The organism is Gammaproteobacteria bacterium (assembly GCA_019748175.1).
In the GTDB taxonomy this organism is placed as follows: Bacteria; Pseudomonadota; Gammaproteobacteria; order JAIEPX01; family JAIEPX01; genus JAIEPX01.
On sequence record JAIEPX010000020.1, the window covers coordinates 47,211 to 64,525 of the forward strand.

At 39.5% G+C, this 17,315-nt stretch carries 15 protein-coding genes; 10 read left to right on the forward strand and 5 right to left on the reverse strand.

The window, feature by feature from the left end; all coding sequences use genetic code 11:
* The first annotated feature begins 22 nt into the window (after positions 1 to 22).
* From K2X50_08765 to K2X50_08775, 3 genes are all read left to right on the forward strand, one after another.
* A complete protein-coding gene (locus K2X50_08765; GenBank protein ID MBX9587335.1) occupies positions 23 to 781 on the forward strand; it encodes a uroporphyrinogen-III synthase in 759 nt (252 codons plus the stop codon).
* Between the two features lie 102 nt (positions 782 to 883).
* Entirely contained in the window at positions 884 to 2,038 is a 1,155-nt protein-coding gene (locus K2X50_08770) for a uroporphyrinogen-III C-methyltransferase (protein ID MBX9587336.1), read from the forward strand.
* Positions 2,035 to 3,216, forward strand: a complete 1,182-nt coding sequence (locus tag K2X50_08775) for a heme biosynthesis protein HemY (GenBank protein MBX9587337.1) — start codon at positions 2,035 to 2,037, stop codon at positions 3,214 to 3,216. Before K2X50_08770 ends, K2X50_08775 begins: the two co-directional genes overlap by 4 nt.
* Here K2X50_08775 and K2X50_08780 read toward each other — a convergent pair.
* Positions 3,213 to 4,112: an acyltransferase gene (locus K2X50_08780; GenBank protein ID MBX9587338.1), complete on the reverse strand. Its 900-nt coding sequence runs from the start codon at positions 4,110 to 4,112 to the stop codon at positions 3,213 to 3,215. The genes K2X50_08775 and K2X50_08780 overlap by 4 nt on opposite strands.
* Positions 4,113 to 4,214: 102 nt before the next feature.
* The gene (eirA, locus tag K2X50_08785) at positions 4,215 to 4,838 is read right to left on the reverse strand and encodes a T4SS-associated protein EirA (protein ID MBX9587339.1); all 624 of its coding nucleotides are present in this window, start codon (positions 4,836 to 4,838) and stop codon (positions 4,215 to 4,217) included.
* Positions 4,839 to 5,099: 261 nt separating this feature from the next.
* On the opposite strand from eirA, the gene pdxY reads away from it, so the two are divergent.
* Complete coding sequence (gene pdxY, locus K2X50_08790; GenBank protein ID MBX9587340.1) at positions 5,100 to 5,948, forward strand: pyridoxal kinase; 849 nt, start codon at positions 5,100 to 5,102, stop codon at positions 5,946 to 5,948.
* A 55-nt stretch (positions 5,949 to 6,003) separates the two neighbouring features.
* Positions 6,004 to 7,485, forward strand: a complete 1,482-nt coding sequence (locus K2X50_08795) for a hypothetical protein (GenBank protein ID MBX9587341.1) — start codon at positions 6,004 to 6,006, stop codon at positions 7,483 to 7,485.
* 65 nt (positions 7,486 to 7,550) lie between these two features.
* Here K2X50_08795 and K2X50_08800 read toward each other — a convergent pair whose 3' ends face one another.
* Positions 7,551 to 8,252: a hypothetical protein gene (locus K2X50_08800; GenBank protein MBX9587342.1), complete on the reverse strand. Its 702-nt coding sequence runs from the start codon at positions 8,250 to 8,252 to the stop codon at positions 7,551 to 7,553.
* 31 nt (positions 8,253 to 8,283) lie between these two features.
* Complete coding sequence (locus K2X50_08805; protein MBX9587343.1) at positions 8,284 to 9,225, reverse strand: hypothetical protein; 942 nt, start codon at positions 9,223 to 9,225, stop codon at positions 8,284 to 8,286.
* Between the two features lie 353 nt (positions 9,226 to 9,578).
* On the opposite strand from K2X50_08805, the gene K2X50_08810 reads away from it, so the two are divergent.
* From K2X50_08810 to K2X50_08830, 5 genes are all read left to right on the forward strand, one after another.
* The gene (locus K2X50_08810) at positions 9,579 to 10,217 is read left to right on the forward strand and encodes a thymidine kinase (GenBank protein ID MBX9587344.1); all 639 of its coding nucleotides are present in this window, start codon (positions 9,579 to 9,581) and stop codon (positions 10,215 to 10,217) included.
* Positions 10,218 to 10,449: 232 nt separating this feature from the next.
* Entirely contained in the window at positions 10,450 to 11,772 is a 1,323-nt protein-coding gene (locus K2X50_08815) for an MFS transporter (GenBank protein ID MBX9587345.1), read from the forward strand.
* Between the two features lie 53 nt (positions 11,773 to 11,825).
* Positions 11,826 to 13,100, forward strand: coding sequence for an MFS transporter (locus K2X50_08820; protein ID MBX9587346.1), 1,275 nt, complete (start codon positions 11,826 to 11,828; stop codon positions 13,098 to 13,100).
* 15 nt (positions 13,101 to 13,115) lie between these two features.
* Entirely contained in the window at positions 13,116 to 14,336 is a 1,221-nt protein-coding gene (locus K2X50_08825; GenBank protein MBX9587347.1) for a phosphopentomutase, read from the forward strand.
* 53 nt (positions 14,337 to 14,389) lie between these two features.
* Complete coding sequence (locus K2X50_08830) at positions 14,390 to 14,884, forward strand: disulfide bond formation protein B (GenBank protein ID MBX9587348.1); 495 nt, start codon at positions 14,390 to 14,392, stop codon at positions 14,882 to 14,884.
* Positions 14,885 to 14,965: 81 nt separating this feature from the next.
* On the opposite strand, the gene K2X50_08835 is transcribed toward K2X50_08830, so the two are convergent.
* Entirely contained in the window at positions 14,966 to 16,930 is a 1,965-nt protein-coding gene (locus K2X50_08835) for an ABC transporter ATP-binding protein/permease (protein MBX9587349.1), read from the reverse strand.
* Positions 16,931 to 17,315 lie beyond the last annotated feature (385 nt).

Genomic DNA, 17,315 nt, shown 5'->3' on the forward strand with positions numbered 1-17,315 from the left:
ACTATGTATGGTATTGAATATCTTGAACGATCTAACAGTTTTAGTCACGCGTCCTCGAGAACAGTCGGAGAAATTAGCTTTAAAAATAGCTGAACTCGGGGGCCGACCGGTAGTTTTTCCAACGCTGGAGATTCATTCTGTGGAACCTGCGGGTGGTTGGGGACATTTAAAAAATCGATTGGAAAATGCAGATATCGTTGTATTTACGAGTGCCAATGCAGTGAGAGAAGTTTTCTCGCATCAAATAAATATACCCAATCGATGCGAGGTGGCCGCAATAGGAACGTCTACTCAACAGGCTTTATCTGAAGCAGGAATCTTGTGCGATTGGGTTCCTATGAGGGATTATCGTAGTGAAGGATTATTGGAATTACCCGTTTTTCAGTCGGTAAAAAATAAAAAAATAATTGTCTTAGCAGGAGAAGGTGGGCGAGAATTTTTGCAAGACATTTTATCGGAGCGCGGAGCGCATGTTGAAAAAGTCGCTGTGTATAAACGTCTGTGTCCCATTCAAGATGTAACACTTTTGAAAGAATTTTATTCGCAAAATGGGTCTAAAATTATTATATCAACCAGCGTTGAAAGTTTAGAGAATTTATTGAGTCTATCAAAGGGGTTTGGGCAGCACTTTGAAATTCCATTGATGGTTGTGAGTAAGAGAATAGCAGAGATTGCTCAAGCCAAAGGATTTCACACCGTGCTCGTTGCTGACAATGCGAGTGATGGGGCAATTCTCGAGGAAATTGCGCGATATTTGAGTTCAGATTCGGTGATTCTATGATTTATTTTGCATAGATTTTAAGAATTCCGGTTGTTGTTGATATTGCAATTATTCATGTGAGGCCTTATCCTTGCTTATCGGTTGATTTCAAAGGAATAGAATATGTCTGAAGTTAAGGATGTCGTTGTGGCTAAGGCTCCATCTCCTTTGTGGAAAATAATGTCGTTGGTTGCCTTGGCAATAGCCGTGATTTCAGCGACTATGATCATTATCAGTGCTCAAAATTATCAGCAAATTTTAAAGCAACTTTCTTCACAAAGCGAAAATGTACAAAGACTTCAGGCGAGTACTCAAGCGCTCTCAGCGCAAGCATCTCAACAGCAAATCGCTTTACACAATGCAGTTTCAGGTTTAGATCAACTTCGACTTGCTAATGCACAAGATCCGGTGAGTCCCGTTTTGGTTGAAGTGGATTATTTGGTAAGATTAGCGAATTATAATGCTCAATATGTGGGTGATGTTAAAATTGTTTTGACGATGTTAGAGACAGCAGAGCAACGAATCAGTGGGCTGTCATCGCCGCAATTAGCCGATATTCGTCGTGCACTAGTATCAAATATTACAGCAATAAAGGGCATAAAAGCATTGGATGCTGAAGGTGTACTGCTACGTTTGAATGCATTAAGTGATACAATTAATTCATTACCTGTTATGCCTGAAGTAAAAATATCTGCAACGGCTAACCCAGCTAACCCTGTGACGGATACTCAACTCAATCCAGCTTGGAAAGAGAAATTATTGGCAAGTTTTTCTGAATTAAAAAAAGTCATTGTTGTTCAGCATTTGAATGAACCTGTCCAGCCTTTATTGTCACCCGAACAACATTCCAATTTAGTGGGTAATATTCAATTGAAGTTGGGGTTGGCGCAATGGGCAGTGTTGCATCGGGAGCCTAAAGTTTACTCTGATGCGTTGAATCAAGCTAAAGATTGGATTGGGCGCTTTTTTACTGCAAATGAAATGACTGGTGCTGTAATTACGGGTTTAACTGAATTAGGAAAATTGGATATCAAGCCTACACTACCCGATTTATCCGACACTGTTGCTCTGGTTGATCATGAGATACAAAACAGACATCAAGAATTCTCTAAATCATCTCACTCCGGTGAATCGAGCTCTGAGAATGCGCCGGCTTCGTCTAATGCTCCAAAAGAAAAGTCCTCGAATTCTGAGTCTTCGCCAGGGGTGCCAGCGCCTGCTGCACCACTCAAAGCTAAACCCCAAGATCCAACTGAGCCTGAGGTGATCAGCTCATGAAAAGATTTTTAATCTACTTTGCCATTTTATTTCTATCTATCGCGATAGGATTAAAAATGCATGCAAGCCCTGGTTATGTATTAATTACCTATCAAAATTGGGCTGTAGAAACCTCACTTTGGGTTGCTATTTTTGTGATTCTTGGAAGCGTATTGGTTTTTTATAAGCTGACACAATTACTCGCATTTCTTGGAAATCTTCCTGAAAGAATTCGACATTGGTTTCGTCAGAGACGTCTTAATCATTCGCAACGACTGACAACTCATGGATTGCGTTTGCTAGCAGAAGGGAATTGGCGTGAAGCAGAAAAGTCATTATTAAAATCTGCAACCGACGCAGAATCACCGCTCATCAATTATTTAGCGGCAGCGAATGCAGCGCAGGGTCGTAAAGATGTTAAAAAACGAGATGAATATTTACAACAAGCTTTAATGAGTACCGATGATGCACAAGTTGCGGTAGGTTTAACTCGTGCTGAATTACAATTAGATACACATGAGTTAGTGCAAGCGAGGGACACTTTAGAGCATTTAAATCGAATAGTACCTCGACATCCGCAAGTGCTCAAATTGCTTCAAAAAGTCTATGTGGATTTAGGTGATTGGAATCAAGTGAAATCTTTATTGCCTGAATTGCGTCGCAAAGATGTTTTAACTCAAGAAGAAATTCAAGCGTTGGAAAAACAACTGTATTTGGCGTTGTTGACTCAGCAATTGCCCGGTGCAACGGCAGATGAGTTGCCAGATATTTGGAGTGATGTCCCTCGTTATTTGCATGAAGATCCTGATTTGTTAGTGAAGTACACGGATTCATTATTAGCCTATCAAGATATTTCAGCCGCAGAAAAATTAATTACCAAAGCGCTGAATCATCAATGGGACAGAAAATTATTGCGTCAGTTTGCAAAAGTGCCATCGGCAAATCCAGCAAAACAATTGTCTCATGCGGAAGGTTGGTTGAAAACACATCCGAATGATGCTGGGTTATTTGTGTGTTTAGGCAAATTATGTATTCGAAATCGCTTGTGGGGTAAGGCACAAGGTTATCTCGTTAAGGCGCGTGAATTAGAACCCTCCCCTGGCATCTTGCATGACTTAGGGCAAGTTTATGAGCAGCTCAATGATCAAACATTGGCGATGTCCTGTTATCGTCAGGGCCTGCAGTTGGCAGCTAATTAAGGCTCTTGTTTTCGAATTTGATTCAGTAATTGATCTTTTTGTTGCCATCTTTTATTTAGCCATTGTTGAAAAGAAACACGAAAATCTTTGTCGTGATAGTAATCACCTAAAAGTTCTTTTGGCACGGGAAGCACTTCGTAATAAACCGTAATTTTTTTTATTTTACCGAAGAAAAAATCATACAAAGACGGCGTTTTTGTATGGTAAACAATGGTTGTGTCAATGATATTTTGCATGTAGTCACTCATTGTTGCCAGTACAAGAGCAATGCCGCCGGCTTTTGGCGGTAATAAATTTTGGTAGGGTGATTTTCGTATTCGATGTTTTTCTTCTGTAAATCTTGTGCCTTCGACATAATTCATAACGGCAATAGGTTGGTATTTGTATTTTTCGCAGGATTTCCGAGTGGTTTCAATATCTTTATCTCTTTGTTCGGGATGTTTTTTTAAGAATTCTTTATTGTGACGTTTCATAAACGGGAAATCGAGAACATAACAGGCAAGGCCGCCAATTGGTAATGTCCAAAGCAAATCTTGTTTCATGAAAAATTTAAGCATGGGGGTTTTTCTGAGAAAAACTCTCTGTAAAACCAAAATATCTAACCATGATTGATGATTGCTCATCAGGAAGTACCAGCCGTCTCGAGAAAGCTCCCCCTTTTGAATAATTTCCCATTCTGTTGAGCTAGCAACATCCATCGCGAAACAATTAATACTTACCCAGAAATCGGGCAATATTTTATGAGAGAGCTTATAAAGTATTTTCCTTAAAGAATTAATAGGCATTATTTTTGTAATTAAAGCCAAGAAAATGACTAACACAGGAGTTGTTAACATATTGATGGCGATAATCAGAATGGCAATTATTGCTCGCATGACGCAAATCAGTTTTTTCATGGTGAAATCTCAGTCGTTACAGAAGTAAGGAGAGAATAGTATCAAACTAAATCATTAATAAAAAGGAAGGAGTTTCCTGATTTAGCGAGAATGCCTGAAGATTTATGGTTGAGTTCTGGAAGAGTCATCCTTTAGGTAGTCCGATTTTCCTTTGAAAAAATCGAGTTCTTTATAAACATTTTTAATGTCGGTAGTGGTTTCTTCGAATTTGAAAGGGCAGTCTAATACATCGCCTGATAAGCAGTTGATGTACCCGCCAGATTGTTTAACCCATTTTTGCCCTTCGGGAACAGGTGTTAATGTGTCATTTTGAAGCACAACCGGGAATTCGAAAGATCCTTTGCCTTTGTAGACGCATAGCATTTTTCCAACGTTGACGCCAACCCATTGGGCTCCGCTAAAGCTATCAATGACATCAACAAAGGATTGTGAATAGCTTTTCCAGCCCCCAGGAGCACCCCAGAACATCTCTTTTTTCATGAGCTTGCCGACTTCAGGACAATACAGATTTTTGGTAGTCCTGGTTGTTGCGGCAGTTTCTTGAGAAACGACAGGTACATTAGAAGCCGCTGCTTTCGTACTCGCTGCTGAGTTGTTATTTCCCGCAGGAGTGTCTGCTACTGCAGGAGGCGGTGTCTGTGCGGCTTTTGGAGTTTGTGCAAAAGCTTGAGCAGATGCGGTAAAAGCCAATATCAATAAGGCTGTCCAGGGGCGATAGTTCATCATTACAGCGACTCCATTTTATTTGTCATATGCTTATATTATAGCTTGTTTTAAATCATTTGCATCCAAGCATTAGAAGAACTTCCTTTCACGATGAGGGGTTTTGGGGGAGAGAATTGTGATTCTCCCCCCGAGCCATGCATTGAGAGACAAAAAACACCCAAAATCCTTAAGCAGGAGAGGCTGAGATTTCCTGTGAGGCTTATCTATCTGGATTTAAAAGTGATATCCTATTAATATAGCGATTAGTAGCGGAGGTAAGTCATGAGTATATTATCAATTCAATCACATGTGGCATATGGTTACGTTGGCAATAAAGCGGCCGTATTTCCATTGCAGTCTATGGGTTACGATGTTTGGCCTATTAACACCGTGCAATTTTCAAATCAGACCGGATATGGTAAATGGCAAGGAGAGATTTTCTCCCCTGAGCATATTCGAAGTGTTGTTAATGGTCTTGAAGATTTAGGTGTGATGAATCAGTGTGAAGCGATTCTGTCTGGTTACATGGGAAGTCGAGATATCTGCTATGAAGTGCAAGATATTGTTAAGAATCTCAAATTAAAAAATCCTAATTTACTTTATCTCTGTGATCCTGTTATTGGAAACACAAGTTGTTATGTTAAGCCAGAAGTATTAGAGTTTTTTAAAACAAATTTGTGGGCAGATATTATCACTCCGAATCAATTTGAAGCAGAAACATTGTCTGGCATGAAAATTGAAAATATTAATGATCTTAAAAAAGCCACTCAATATTTTCATGGCTTAGGAATTAAAATAGTTGTGATCACAGGTGTGAAAATTTCCGATCTGTTTTCTAATGGATTGTCGGTGGTAATATCGCATGACAATTTATTTCACGCTGTTAAAGCAAATGAATATATTTTTGAAACCTCTCCAAACGGGACGGGTGATTTATTCTCCGCGGTGTTTTTAGGAAGTTATCTTGAAACAAAAGATTCGTTGTTGTCTCTGCAGCGAACTGTTTATTTTGCTGATCAGGTGTTAAAAAATACTTTTGATACAAGAAGTAAAGAATTGAAGGTCATCAGTGTGAATTATGCCAATGTAATTAATGAGGGCTTGCCGGAATTTCTCGCGATTTCTGAATAAAAAATCCAGAGGGTTTTTTGAGTTTAAATAAAAATCAAATACTAATGAGATAATAATGCGTGGAAGCGATTTCGAAATATTTTCAAAGCCTGTGTATAACCCTGATGAGGAAGCTGAGGGGCATCGTGATTCTGATAATCCCAGACGACGCTTAGAATATCGCGAATTAGACAGAAATTCCCGAGGACCTCGTTGTTGCTCTCCACGCAGTTGCTGTAATCTCAAATGTTTATTCCAGCATATTGGTACTTCAGGTTATAGCGTAGAAAATGCAGCTTTATATGCGGATACAGCCTATCGTTGGATGTTGGCTGCAGGTTGGGTCAAAACAATGCCTGGTCTTGTGGTGTCAGTAATTGTAATGATTCTTGTCACGGGTTGGGTTACACTTGGAAATTACAAATCCTATCTCGCCATCATGGAAAAATTTTTATCCGGACTACCTTGTTTTTCTGAGAGTCAAAAACAAGATATTTTGAATTCATTAGAACAAGATTTACAAGAAATTGCAGAAGATCCTTCGAAACGATTTTGGGTTTTTGTTGCTGTAGTAGCTTCGATTTTTAAAGCGGGAATTTCTATTTATCCCTTGTTCTTAGTCATTGATGGCATTTTATTTTGGTTATTTTCTTTTGAAACTTCATGGCCTGCGGGTGGCCTTGTATTCATCATTGCTTTATTAAATCTTTTCGCAACAGTCGCTTTTTTTAATCAAGGTAATGCCAGTAAAAAACCGGAAAATCAAAACGTCTCTGATGAATCAGAAGATGACGATCCTAATTCAGATGAAGACGCTGTAGAATTAGAATCGTTTCAGCAACGCGTAGTTATGATGTCAGTAGATCCAGAGGCGCAAGATCCACGCACTAATCCTACTGATCAATTAGCGCTTGCGCGCAGTGATGATGAGTTAAATGCTGCTCCACCTACAGGTTGCTGTAGGCCTGGTTGTTGTTGTAATACATACCGTGTTCTTCAGCACTCTGGTTCAGCTGGATATAGTATGCAAAACGCAGCGTTATATTCGAATTCTGCGCACCAGTTTATGGTCACTTGGGGATGGGTTGCTGCCCAACCAAAATTATCTTATACAGGATTATTTTTAGGAACCGCCAGCGTCACTGCGGCAAATTACAAATCATATCTGGCTATCATGGATAATTTTTTATCGAATTTCCTGGGAATATCTCGTGTGAATTCAAATGCTACGGACAATTCTTGTTCCCGCGGCTTTTGGTTAATCAATACTTTTTTTGCTACCGCTGTAAAGGTAGGTATTTCAGCAGCAACATTATATCGTTTAAGTAACCGACTCTTTTATGACTATTTCGGTGTGATTTGGCCTTCCGCAACGATTACTGGCCTAATTAGTGCTGCGAATGTTATTGCCACTGTAGGATTTTTTAGACAAGAAATTGCGGTTAGTGTGAAAAGGCGTGATTCAAATTCAGAGCGAGTGGAATTGTTGCCTGATGATTATGATGAGGCTTCTGCTATTCAAGAAAAAATTCAACTGGATCTGTCGAGATTATATTAGATCCGACCCTTCCTTATCGTCGTCTTATTAAGGCCTTCCTGCAAATTGCTATATAGAGAATAGGTCTAAGTATGTTTCATTAATAATGATGTCTCTTTAGTGTCTTCAGGGTAAAGTAATAAATTTTTCAAATATTCAAAATCAAATTCATTGTTGGAAAGAGCACTTTCCAAATGGTCTTTTCCTTGCAGTAGAGTGCTATAGGCGCCTTTTAGATCTCCTACTTGCGCCAAATAATAAGAGGCTCGCCAACAATAAAGCCAGATTTTTTCTTCAGAATGCTCATTAGCTAATCCGTGTGGTAGCGATTTCTTTTGGTATTTTGGCTGGTTCTTGTTAAAGAGCATTAATGCTCTAATATCTTCCGGAGAATAACCTTCGGATTTAATTGAATTGTGCAGAGTGCGAACGGCATCAAGTAAAACTTGCCAAGCCATATTAAAATTATTTTCTTTTGCGTAAATCTCAGCTAATTGAATACTAGCACTCCAGAATCTACCGTCAGTAAGTTGAAGAGCTAAGTTAAAAGCAGCGATAGATTTCCCATGCAGCTCGGGACTCATGTCTAAAAGTCCAACACCTTTGTAATAAGCTATTTCAGGAGAGTCAGGGTCAAATTCATCTAGGGCATAACTAATTCGCTCTGTACGAGACATTTTGACCCACCCATCAGGAACAGGCCATTTCAGTGAGTTTTTTGAATTAAAAAAAATAGCAGATTTTGAAGTAGAGAAGCTTCTGCTGATGAGATATTTTAATTTCGCCATTTTTCATTCCCCCTGTTACATTTAAACAATACTACTGATTCATTTGCAGAGATGATAGCTCTTCTTTTGTTATTTGCTCAGGTTTATCATCATACGTACGTTCAACTCCAGGTGCTCTTAACTTAGTGCCGCTAATGAACTTATCTCTATAGGTTGTACCAAAAGAATGTGCCAAATAACTCCAGGCTGCCATCTGCGGAGATGGATTGGTAGTCGTTGATCGGAGAAAAAATCGGCCATAAAATCCAGTTACACAATTTAAAGATTTGAAGGGTTTTCCGCCCACATGGCCATCGAGTATTATAAACCATTTACTTAATAAAGTCTCTTTAAGGTCTTTAGTTTGAGTGATATGGTCTTTAAGTTTGGTATTTAAAGTGTGTAAAGGCAATTCAATTAAAAATCGCTCTACCTGAGTCTTAGACATGGCTTCATTTAAGACATTCATTAGCTCGAATTCCAATGGAGCAAATTGCACATGCCTTACTCTGATGGATTCTTCAGTAGTATTGTCTTTGTTAAGGTATGCATAAGAGTAGGTCAGTTTTATTGGTCCATATTCATCACCGATTTTTACCTTTACTGGAGCTCCGGGTCTAAGACTGACAGTTAAATCCTTATCAACTTCGCGGTTTTGATTTGTTACAAAGCTAGTGATGTGCCCCTGGCCTCTGAATTCAACACGAGAATTTTTAGCAATAGCTTTCTCGACTAAAATGTACAAAGAATCAGCCTTTAGCACAGAAAAAAAGCTCTCCATAGATCTTTGAATATAAAGCTCATTTATGGTGTATGAAGGGATGGAAGGGTATTCTGCAAGATTTAAATTATTCACAACTGAATACATTCGAGAATTTTCATCGCCTGCTGCAATTTCCGTAATGGATAGCCCTCTTTTACAAATTTTTGGAGTAAAAAAATTACTACGTAATTTAGTTTTGGAATTATTATAGTTTGCTAGGCATTTACGCATAAGTGGTCTCCGATATACCAACAATTTGCATATTTTTTCATGATACTTCCAGGCATATATAAAGTCAATAGCGATCTATATGGTCGGCTTGAGTCAGGCGAGTGTTAATGCATATTAAGGGCAATATAATCTATTTGATTTTGCTATGTTCTTTTGTTATTGCGCTAACTGCGATTTATCAAGTTGAGTAAGAGTTTAGGTATTGTTTGGTATCAATTTTTAAACCCATAAATTATAATGCACATTAAGATTACATTTATCTTGTAATTTATGCAATATTGGTCAATGTTGGTTAATATTGAGAGTTTAGAACAGTCCGTTTAGAATGAGACTTTTAATCAGGGATCGAGGCGATGGCAAAACTACATTTTTACTATTCAGCGATGAACGCGGGCAAGAGCACGACTTTGTTGCAATCGAGCTATAACTATCATGAGCGAGGAATGGAGACGCTATTGTTCGCACCTGTTATTGATACACGCTTTGGGACGGGGAAGGTCAGCTCACGAATTGGCTTGGAGCAAGAAGCGATTAGTTTCAGTGAAGATTTTAATTTTTATGATTATGTCAAAAAGAAGGTTTCTGAGAACCCGAATATCAAGTGCGTGCTGATCGATGAGGCTCAATTTATTACGCAAAAACAGGTGCTGCAAATTTGCAAGATTTGTGATGATCTCAATACGCCGGTTTTGGCTTATGGTTTAAGAATCGATTTTCGAGGCGAACCCTTCGAGGGCAGTAAATATTTAATGGCTTGGGCCGATCAAATTATTGAGATAAAAACAATTTGCCATTGTGGTAAAAAAGCGACGATGAATATGCGGGTCGATGAGCAAGGAAACAAGGTGCGCGAAGGAGAGCAAATTTTGATAGGAGGAAATGACTGCTACGTTGCGACGTGCAGAAAGCATTTTACTTTAGGCCAGGCAGGCGCATTTATTTTACCCCTTAAAGAGCCTGAACATTGGGAAACAGAAGAGCCTGCGCTCTGATGCTGATTTGGGGGGCAAGTTTTGATTTATGAATTTGACCCTGTATTCTTGGGTGCGAAATGCGAAGTTACATTCATAATTCAAGACTTGCCCCCCTCCCCACCAAATATTCAGTTCAGGGTGGACATTTGCTCTGTTAACCAATAGAATCACAGCCTTTCCCGCTTCTGCGGGAATTTCTATGCAATGATTCTGGGCGAAAACGATCAAAATGTGTCAACGGGGGGGTTAAATGGCGATAGCGGTAAGTTCAGTGAGTGGTGGAGTTGCATCTTCAAGTCAGTGTGGAAGTTCTCTGCGGGCTTGGTTGGTGGTGATTTCCGCGGCATGGTTCTTCTTCTTTGAATTCATGATGCTAAATATGTTCAACGCAATCAACCAGCCGTTGATGCAAGAATTCAATATCAGTGCAACATCTTTAGGTTGGTTATCCTCGTTTTATTCTGCAGCAAATCTCATTTTTCTATTCCCAGCCGGCATGATTATTGATCGAGTGTCTACAAGACGCTTAATTTTAGTTGCGATGGGGCTATGCGTAATAAGCACATTCGCATTTGCTCAAGCGCCCTCATTTCTTGTTGCAGCCATTAGCCGTTTTGCGACGGGTGTTGGTGGGGCATTTTGTTTATTGAGCGCGGTTCGGATTGCGTCTCGATGGTTTCCGCCCAAACGAATGGCATTGGTTGTGGGCATTATCGTAACAATGGCATTTATCGGCGGTTCTGTTGCTCAAAATCCAATGACGGTATTAACGGATCATATTGGATGGCGAAATACCCTCATGGTTTGTGGTGGGTTTGGAGTATTGATGTGGTTGATGGTATTGGCTTTTGTGCGCGATTTTCCACCAGGACATGATAAAGCTCATGAAAAAGAAGCTAGAATTGAAGAACTCGGATTGCTCTATACGATTCGGATCGCAATTGCTAATAGAACTAACTGGCTAGGTGGGCTTTATACTAGTTTGCTCAATTTGCCGATTTTCTTATTAGGCATGTATGGCACGATGTATTTAGAGCAAGTTCATCAATTATCACGTTCACAAGCTTCTCTCGTTACCATGATGTTGTTTATAGGAACGCTTATCGGTTCACCAGTAATAGGGTGGATTTCTGATCGAATGGGTCGACGAAAATTCCCAATGTTATTTTTCGGTGTTCTTTCTTTGATTGTAATGCTGATGTTAATGTATGTTCCAAACTGGTCGATGACGAGTTTGATGATTCTATTTTTTGCATTAGGTTATTTAACCAGCGCTCAAATTATTACGTATCCACTCGTTTCTGAATCTAACCCGCATCAAATTACGGGTTCAGCAATGGGATTGGCTTCAACATTAATTATGGCAGGTCTTTACACGCAACCATTTTTTGGTTGGTTGTTGGAATTACATTGGGATCAAAAAATTGTGGATGGTGCACGAATTTATTCGGCACTTGATTACAATTTGGCGCTATCAATAATGCCCATCGCTTTTGTTTTAGGATTAATAGCGGCTCTTTTCATTAAGGAAACTTATTGTAAATCGGTGGAAGACCGTTCTGCGGAATCTTAACCATGAATCAAAGAGGTGATCTCGTGCAAGCAGTTGGAGTGAGTACCGGTACGATGAATGGAATCGTCACAGAATCTAAATTAGCGTGGCTTGTGTGTTTTGTGGGCTCGCTTTTTTTCTTCTACGAATTTATCCAAATGAATATGTTCAATGCAATCAATACGTATTTGATGCATGATTTTAATTTAGATGCATCAGAATTGGGCAGTCTTTCGGCAACGTATTTTTTGGCGAATGTCGCCTTTTTATTACCCGCTGGAATAATTTTAGATCGATTTTCAACTCGAATGGTGATGTTAGTCTCATTATCGATTTGTGTGTTGGGAACTTTTCTTTTTGGTTTAGTCGAATCCACCGGTCTTGCAGCAATCTGCCGGTTTTTTACTGGGATTGGTAGTGCATTTTGTTTTTTAAGTAATGTTCGTTTGGCAACACGATGGTTTTCTGCGAAACGAATTGCATTAGTGACGGGATTAATTGTCACGATGGCAATGATTGGTGGTATGGTCGCTCAAGCGCCTTTAACCTATTTAGTTGAAGCGCTGGGATGGCGCCATGCACTGTTTATTGATGCAGGATTGGGAGTTGTTGTTTTACTCTTAATTCTTTTTATTGTTAAGGATTATCCTGCTGAGTTGCATTCACAAGCATTGGCCGATAGAAAAGCGATTAGTAGTATTGGATTTTTTTCTACAGCTAAATTAGCTTTTTTGAATTATCGTAATTGGGTATGCGGAATTTATACCTGTTTATTGAATCTGCCGATTTTTATTCTAGGTGGATTTATGGGAACTATGTTTTTAACGAACGTTCATCATATCGAGCATAAACAAGCTTCTTTTGTGACAATGATGATTTTTGTGGGCACGATTATTGGTTCGCCTTTGGTAGGTTGGTTATCTGATAAAATCGGAATGCGAAAACCACCCATGATTGTAGGTGCTTTATTATCGATCGCAACCATGGTTGTTTTAATGTACGCTCAAAATGTTTCGATGGCCACTTTGATGTTATGTTTCTTCCTGGTAGGTCTTTTTACCAGCAGTCAGGTAATTAGCTATCCTGTAGTTTCAGAAAGTAATTCTCGACTATTAACAGCAATGTGTGTAAGTTGCGTTTCATTAACAACCATTGGGGGTGGTGCGTTGTTCGAGCCGGTGTTTGGCCAGCTGATGGATTATCATTGGAGCGGAGCGCTGGTTGATGGTGTGCCTTTATATACCCCAGCAGATTATCAATTTGCGATGTGGTTATTTCCGATTGGGTTTGCGATAGCTTTACTTGCCACCTATTTAATACGTGAGACCCACTGTAAAACGAACCAATAAATATTAGGGAATTAAATGGCTCGAGCAATTGTTTTGCTGCTAGACTCATTTGGAATCGGCGCTTCAGTTGATGCCGTTCTTTATGGTGATGAAGGCGCTGACACATTTGGACATCTCGCTCTAGCCTGTGCACAAGGTAATGCAGATCGAGTTGGAGTTCGTCAAGGTGCGTTAAAAATCCCTCATTTATTGCGTTATGGATTAGCACATGCTTCTGAGCTCAGCACTGGACATCCTGTGGCCGGTATAGAAATTACAGAGTCTCCGCAAGGTTATTATGGATATGCGATAGAACAGAGTCTTGGAAAAGATACACCGAGTGGTCATTGGGAAATTGCAGGAGTCCCTGTGATGTTTGATTGGGGTTATTTCCCGCCGCAATATCCTAGTTTCCCCGATAGTTTATTGCATGAATTTATTGAGCGTTGTCAATTGCCTGGGGTTTTGGGTAATCGTCATGCTTCAGGAACTGACATCATCGATGAGTTAGGTGAAGAACATATCCGAACAGGAAAGCCGATTGTTTACACTTCAGCGGATAGTGTTTTTCAAATTGCTGCACACGAAGATTCTTTTGGATTGCAAAAATTGTATGATATTTGTGATGTGGCTCGAGAATTAGTGGATCCTTACAATATTGGCCGAGTTATTGCTCGCCCTTTTAATGGAGCGGCAGGGCATTTTCAACGCACGAGTAATAGACGCGATATTTCTATGCCGCCTCCCGAACGTACATTATTTGATTATTTAGTTGAGCAAGGCGGTCATGTGATCGCCATTGGAAAAACGTCTGATATTTTTGCTCATCAGGGCGTAAGCGAAAAAATCAAAGCCGATGGGGTTTCGGGTTTATTTGATGCGACTATTCAAGCGCTTCAAACTGCGCCCGATCGCAGTTTGATTTTTACTAACTTTGTTGATTTTGATTCACACTACGGTCATCGTCGAGATGTCGTTGGTTATGCTAATGCGCTTGAAGAATTTGATGCTCGAATACCTGAATTGATGAAGCAATTAAATGAAGATGATATTGTCGTTATTGCCGCAGATCATGGCTGCGATCCTACATGGCCAGGGTCTGATCATACGCGTGAACATATTCCCGTTTTAGTATTTGGTCCACAATTAAATGGAAAATCAATCGGGGCGCGACAAACTTTTGCAGATATTGGACAAAGTATAGCGACTCATTTACGGATAAAGCCATTGACTAGAGGGATTTCATTTTTACCCTGATTTACATATGAAATCTTCTATTATTTTTACATATCAATAATTGAGGTGTGATAATGAAAATATTACAACATCATGTTCGTCTGATCGGATTCTTGCTGGCGATGGCAATAATTTTTTTCAGTTATTGTTGTCAGCACGTATTTAATTTTCGGCCTTGCTTATTGTGCACTATGCAGCGCGGCGTTTTTTTGGCGATAGCAGCAGTATTTTTTCTGGCGTTTGCTCATCAATATTTTAAAGGGCCAGCTCGATTTTATGGGGTAATAACTGGGTTGCTTTCTATAGTAGGTGCGACGCTTTCAGGGCGCCAACTTTATTTGCAATCTCTACCTCCTCAACCCAATGAAGTGTGCATTCCGGGAGTATCGTATTTATTTCACCAATTTCCCTTTCTAGATGCTGTTAAAATGATTTTCACTGCCAGCCAAGAATGCGGTCGCGTTGAATGGATGTTTTTGAATATCAGTATGGCTGGTTGGTCGCTGATATTTTTTGCTGTCTTTTTAATTCTCAGTATTGTTACATTGTCTCAGAAGCTACAAAAGTAGGTTTCATCTCAGGCTTAAACCAGATTGGCCAAAATAGTAACGAGCAAAGCTTCACGTATCTCAGCGCGAGCCCCAGGTTCATTAATTTATTATCAGAGGGGTGAACTCATCATCCGATGCCTTATCATTGGGGTTTTGTGTTGGGAGTTGACTTATCACGCCGCTTTGATAGAAGCTTACACTGGGATGACCTGAAATGCGGTCTAATTTTTCTCTTGCTTTTCTGACTTGCCAGTCACTGAATTTTGTCATTTCTTTGTTGCGTGGTCTTGGGTGTATATCGTTAATGGAAATAGAAAGATCGTTACAATAGTGTAGCATTTGCTGATAAAATTCGCCTTTTTTGTGGATGAGGTCTTGAAATGTGCCTTTTTCTGAAATTTTGCCTTCAGATAAATAATAAATGTAGTCGGCATTTAAAATGGTATTGAGTCTATGAGTGATCACTAGTGTGGTGCAACCAGCCGTTAATTCGTCGAATACTCGTAATGTTTCTGCTTCTGCGGTAGGGTCTAGGGCGGAGGTGGCTTCGTCAAGAATAAAAATTAGCCCACCTTTTAGCATTGCTCTTGCAAGACTGACTCGTTGTTTTTGACCGCCCGATATTTTTCCTCCATTTTCCCCGCCATCTTCGCGAGCGATTAAATTACTATTGTTACCTGCTGCTAAGCCGGCTGCACTACTTACTAAGTCGATTTCAGCATCTGATGCATATAAATCTCCGTATCGAATAGCTTCTTTGATATTTTGATTGTTGAGCAAAGTTTGCTGTGAAACAACCGATATCAGTGTTCTTAATGATTCTTTGGTGATGTCGCTAATGTTGTGGTTATCGATGAGTATTTCGCCTTGATCTGGCGTATAGAATCTTTGTAATAATTTTATTAAAGTGGTTTTTCCTGAACCGCTTCCCCCTACTAGAGCTACTTTATGTCCTGACGGAATTATTAATGTGCAATTCTCTAATGCATTTGTCTTTTCGTCTTTATACTTAAAGGTTATATTATTAAAAGTAATGCTCGGCGGTTGATTTCTAGGTAGAAAATGAGAGGCGTTTAGGCGGTCTTGTGTAGACGACGGTTGTGATATAAATTTAAGAATAGGCTCAAAATCGTGTAGAGCAGAATTGAACTGTGTGATGGAAGCGCCAAATGGGCTAAGTGGTGTAATGAATTGCGTTAAATAGAGGCTGATCATTAAAAAATCTTCTAGGGCAATCTTACCTTGATAAACCCCGTATATTGAAAACAAATTGCCTGATATAAAACCTGCAGAGCTGATTAAGGATTGAAATAAATTGATAGTGCTGCTAACGCCATGTTTGCGTTGGTGTATGGCTAGAAAACGTCTGATCTCATCATTAGCTTGATGTTTTTCATAGCTTATGTTGTTAAACTGATGTGCTATCTCATAGCGTTGTAGTGTGCCCATTAAATTGTTGAAAATAACTTTAGAGAGTGTGTCGTAACTAGCTTCAACATTATCGAGAGCCCTTTTCCCTATAAGAGTTGTCGTCGCATATAGGCTTAGGGTTGCAACGATAGTCAATGCGACTCGATAATCAAATTTTGCTGATAGTAAAATACTCACTCCAATGACTTCTGATAACATAGGGAGCATTTCGCCGAATGCAATAGGTATTATTTTTTCAACAACCGCATAATTGCGCACAACAAGCCGGCCATACTCGCTGTTTGGTTGGGTTAAATTGACGTCATGTGGTAACTCAAAACACTTGGCAGTCATATCTTGCATAATGGCTGATGAAACATTTGCACTTAAGTGTCCAAGTATTTTTCGATTAATGACGGGTAGTATCCTGCCCGCTGAATAAGCCAAAGTATAGTAAAATATATTCAGCCAAATATCTGTGGTGATCGTTTTATCGTTGATAAGTGCGCCAAGGCTGTCTACTAATATTAGTGGTGCGCAAATATTAGCGGCTGCATTTCCCATGCCAACAACTACCGAAGCACTAACTCTGGCAACATTTGCATTTTCCCTGGTAAAAACTCTACTTGCTAGTTCTGAAATGACTTTTTTCATGATGTTTCCGGTTGTTAGTATTTGGCTGGATACGAAGGGGCCTTGCGATTAAAGAATTAATTGATTTAAAAAATCCTAGTATTAGAAGTGCTTCTATGACATAAGATAAACACATAATATGCTCTCCTGTGATTTCGTGCATTGGTCTCTCCTCCATGTAATATGCTAAATCAAACATGGCTATAGGTTGCAGTGTTTTCGTAGGAAGTGTAATGCGTAAAAATACCCATTTTTTGAAAAAGCTGTTTCTAAAATATCTGCGTAGTTTTGCCTAAACTAAGAAAATTGTAGCTATGCAATTCTTATAAATAGTAGTGAGAATAAACAGATAGAGGCGGATTTTAGATAAAATCTATAGGGTTTTTAAAGTGTCACGTCGCGTTAA

What these genes read in the sequence shown, in the direction of transcription:
- K2X50_08770 (MBX9587336.1), top strand. Translation starts at nt 884, where the DNA reads ATGTCTGAAGTTAAGGATGTCGTTGTGGCTAAGGCTCCATCTCCTTTG.
- K2X50_08775 (MBX9587337.1), top strand. Translation starts at nt 2,035, where the DNA reads ATGAAAAGATTTTTAATCTACTTTGCCATTTTATTTCTATCTATCGCG.
- K2X50_08780 (MBX9587338.1), bottom strand. Translation starts at nt 4,112, where the DNA reads ATGAAAAAACTGATTTGCGTCATGCGAGCAATAATTGCCATTCTGATT.
- eirA (MBX9587339.1), bottom strand. Translation starts at nt 4,838, where the DNA reads ATGATGAACTATCGCCCCTGGACAGCCTTATTGATATTGGCTTTTACC.
- pdxY (MBX9587340.1), top strand. Translation starts at nt 5,100, where the DNA reads ATGAGTATATTATCAATTCAATCACATGTGGCATATGGTTACGTTGGC.
- K2X50_08795 (MBX9587341.1), top strand. Translation starts at nt 6,004, where the DNA reads ATGCGTGGAAGCGATTTCGAAATATTTTCAAAGCCTGTGTATAACCCT.
- K2X50_08800 (MBX9587342.1), bottom strand. Translation starts at nt 8,252, where the DNA reads ATGGCGAAATTAAAATATCTCATCAGCAGAAGCTTCTCTACTTCAAAA.
- K2X50_08805 (MBX9587343.1), bottom strand. Translation starts at nt 9,225, where the DNA reads ATGCGTAAATGCCTAGCAAACTATAATAATTCCAAAACTAAATTACGT.
- K2X50_08810 (MBX9587344.1), top strand. Translation starts at nt 9,579, where the DNA reads ATGGCAAAACTACATTTTTACTATTCAGCGATGAACGCGGGCAAGAGC.
- K2X50_08815 (MBX9587345.1), top strand. Translation starts at nt 10,450, where the DNA reads ATGGCGATAGCGGTAAGTTCAGTGAGTGGTGGAGTTGCATCTTCAAGT.
- K2X50_08820 (MBX9587346.1), top strand. Translation starts at nt 11,826, where the DNA reads ATGAATGGAATCGTCACAGAATCTAAATTAGCGTGGCTTGTGTGTTTT.
- K2X50_08825 (MBX9587347.1), top strand. Translation starts at nt 13,116, where the DNA reads ATGGCTCGAGCAATTGTTTTGCTGCTAGACTCATTTGGAATCGGCGCT.
- K2X50_08830 (MBX9587348.1), top strand. Translation starts at nt 14,390, where the DNA reads ATGAAAATATTACAACATCATGTTCGTCTGATCGGATTCTTGCTGGCG.
- K2X50_08835 (MBX9587349.1), bottom strand. Translation starts at nt 16,930, where the DNA reads ATGAAAAAAGTCATTTCAGAACTAGCAAGTAGAGTTTTTACCAGGGAA.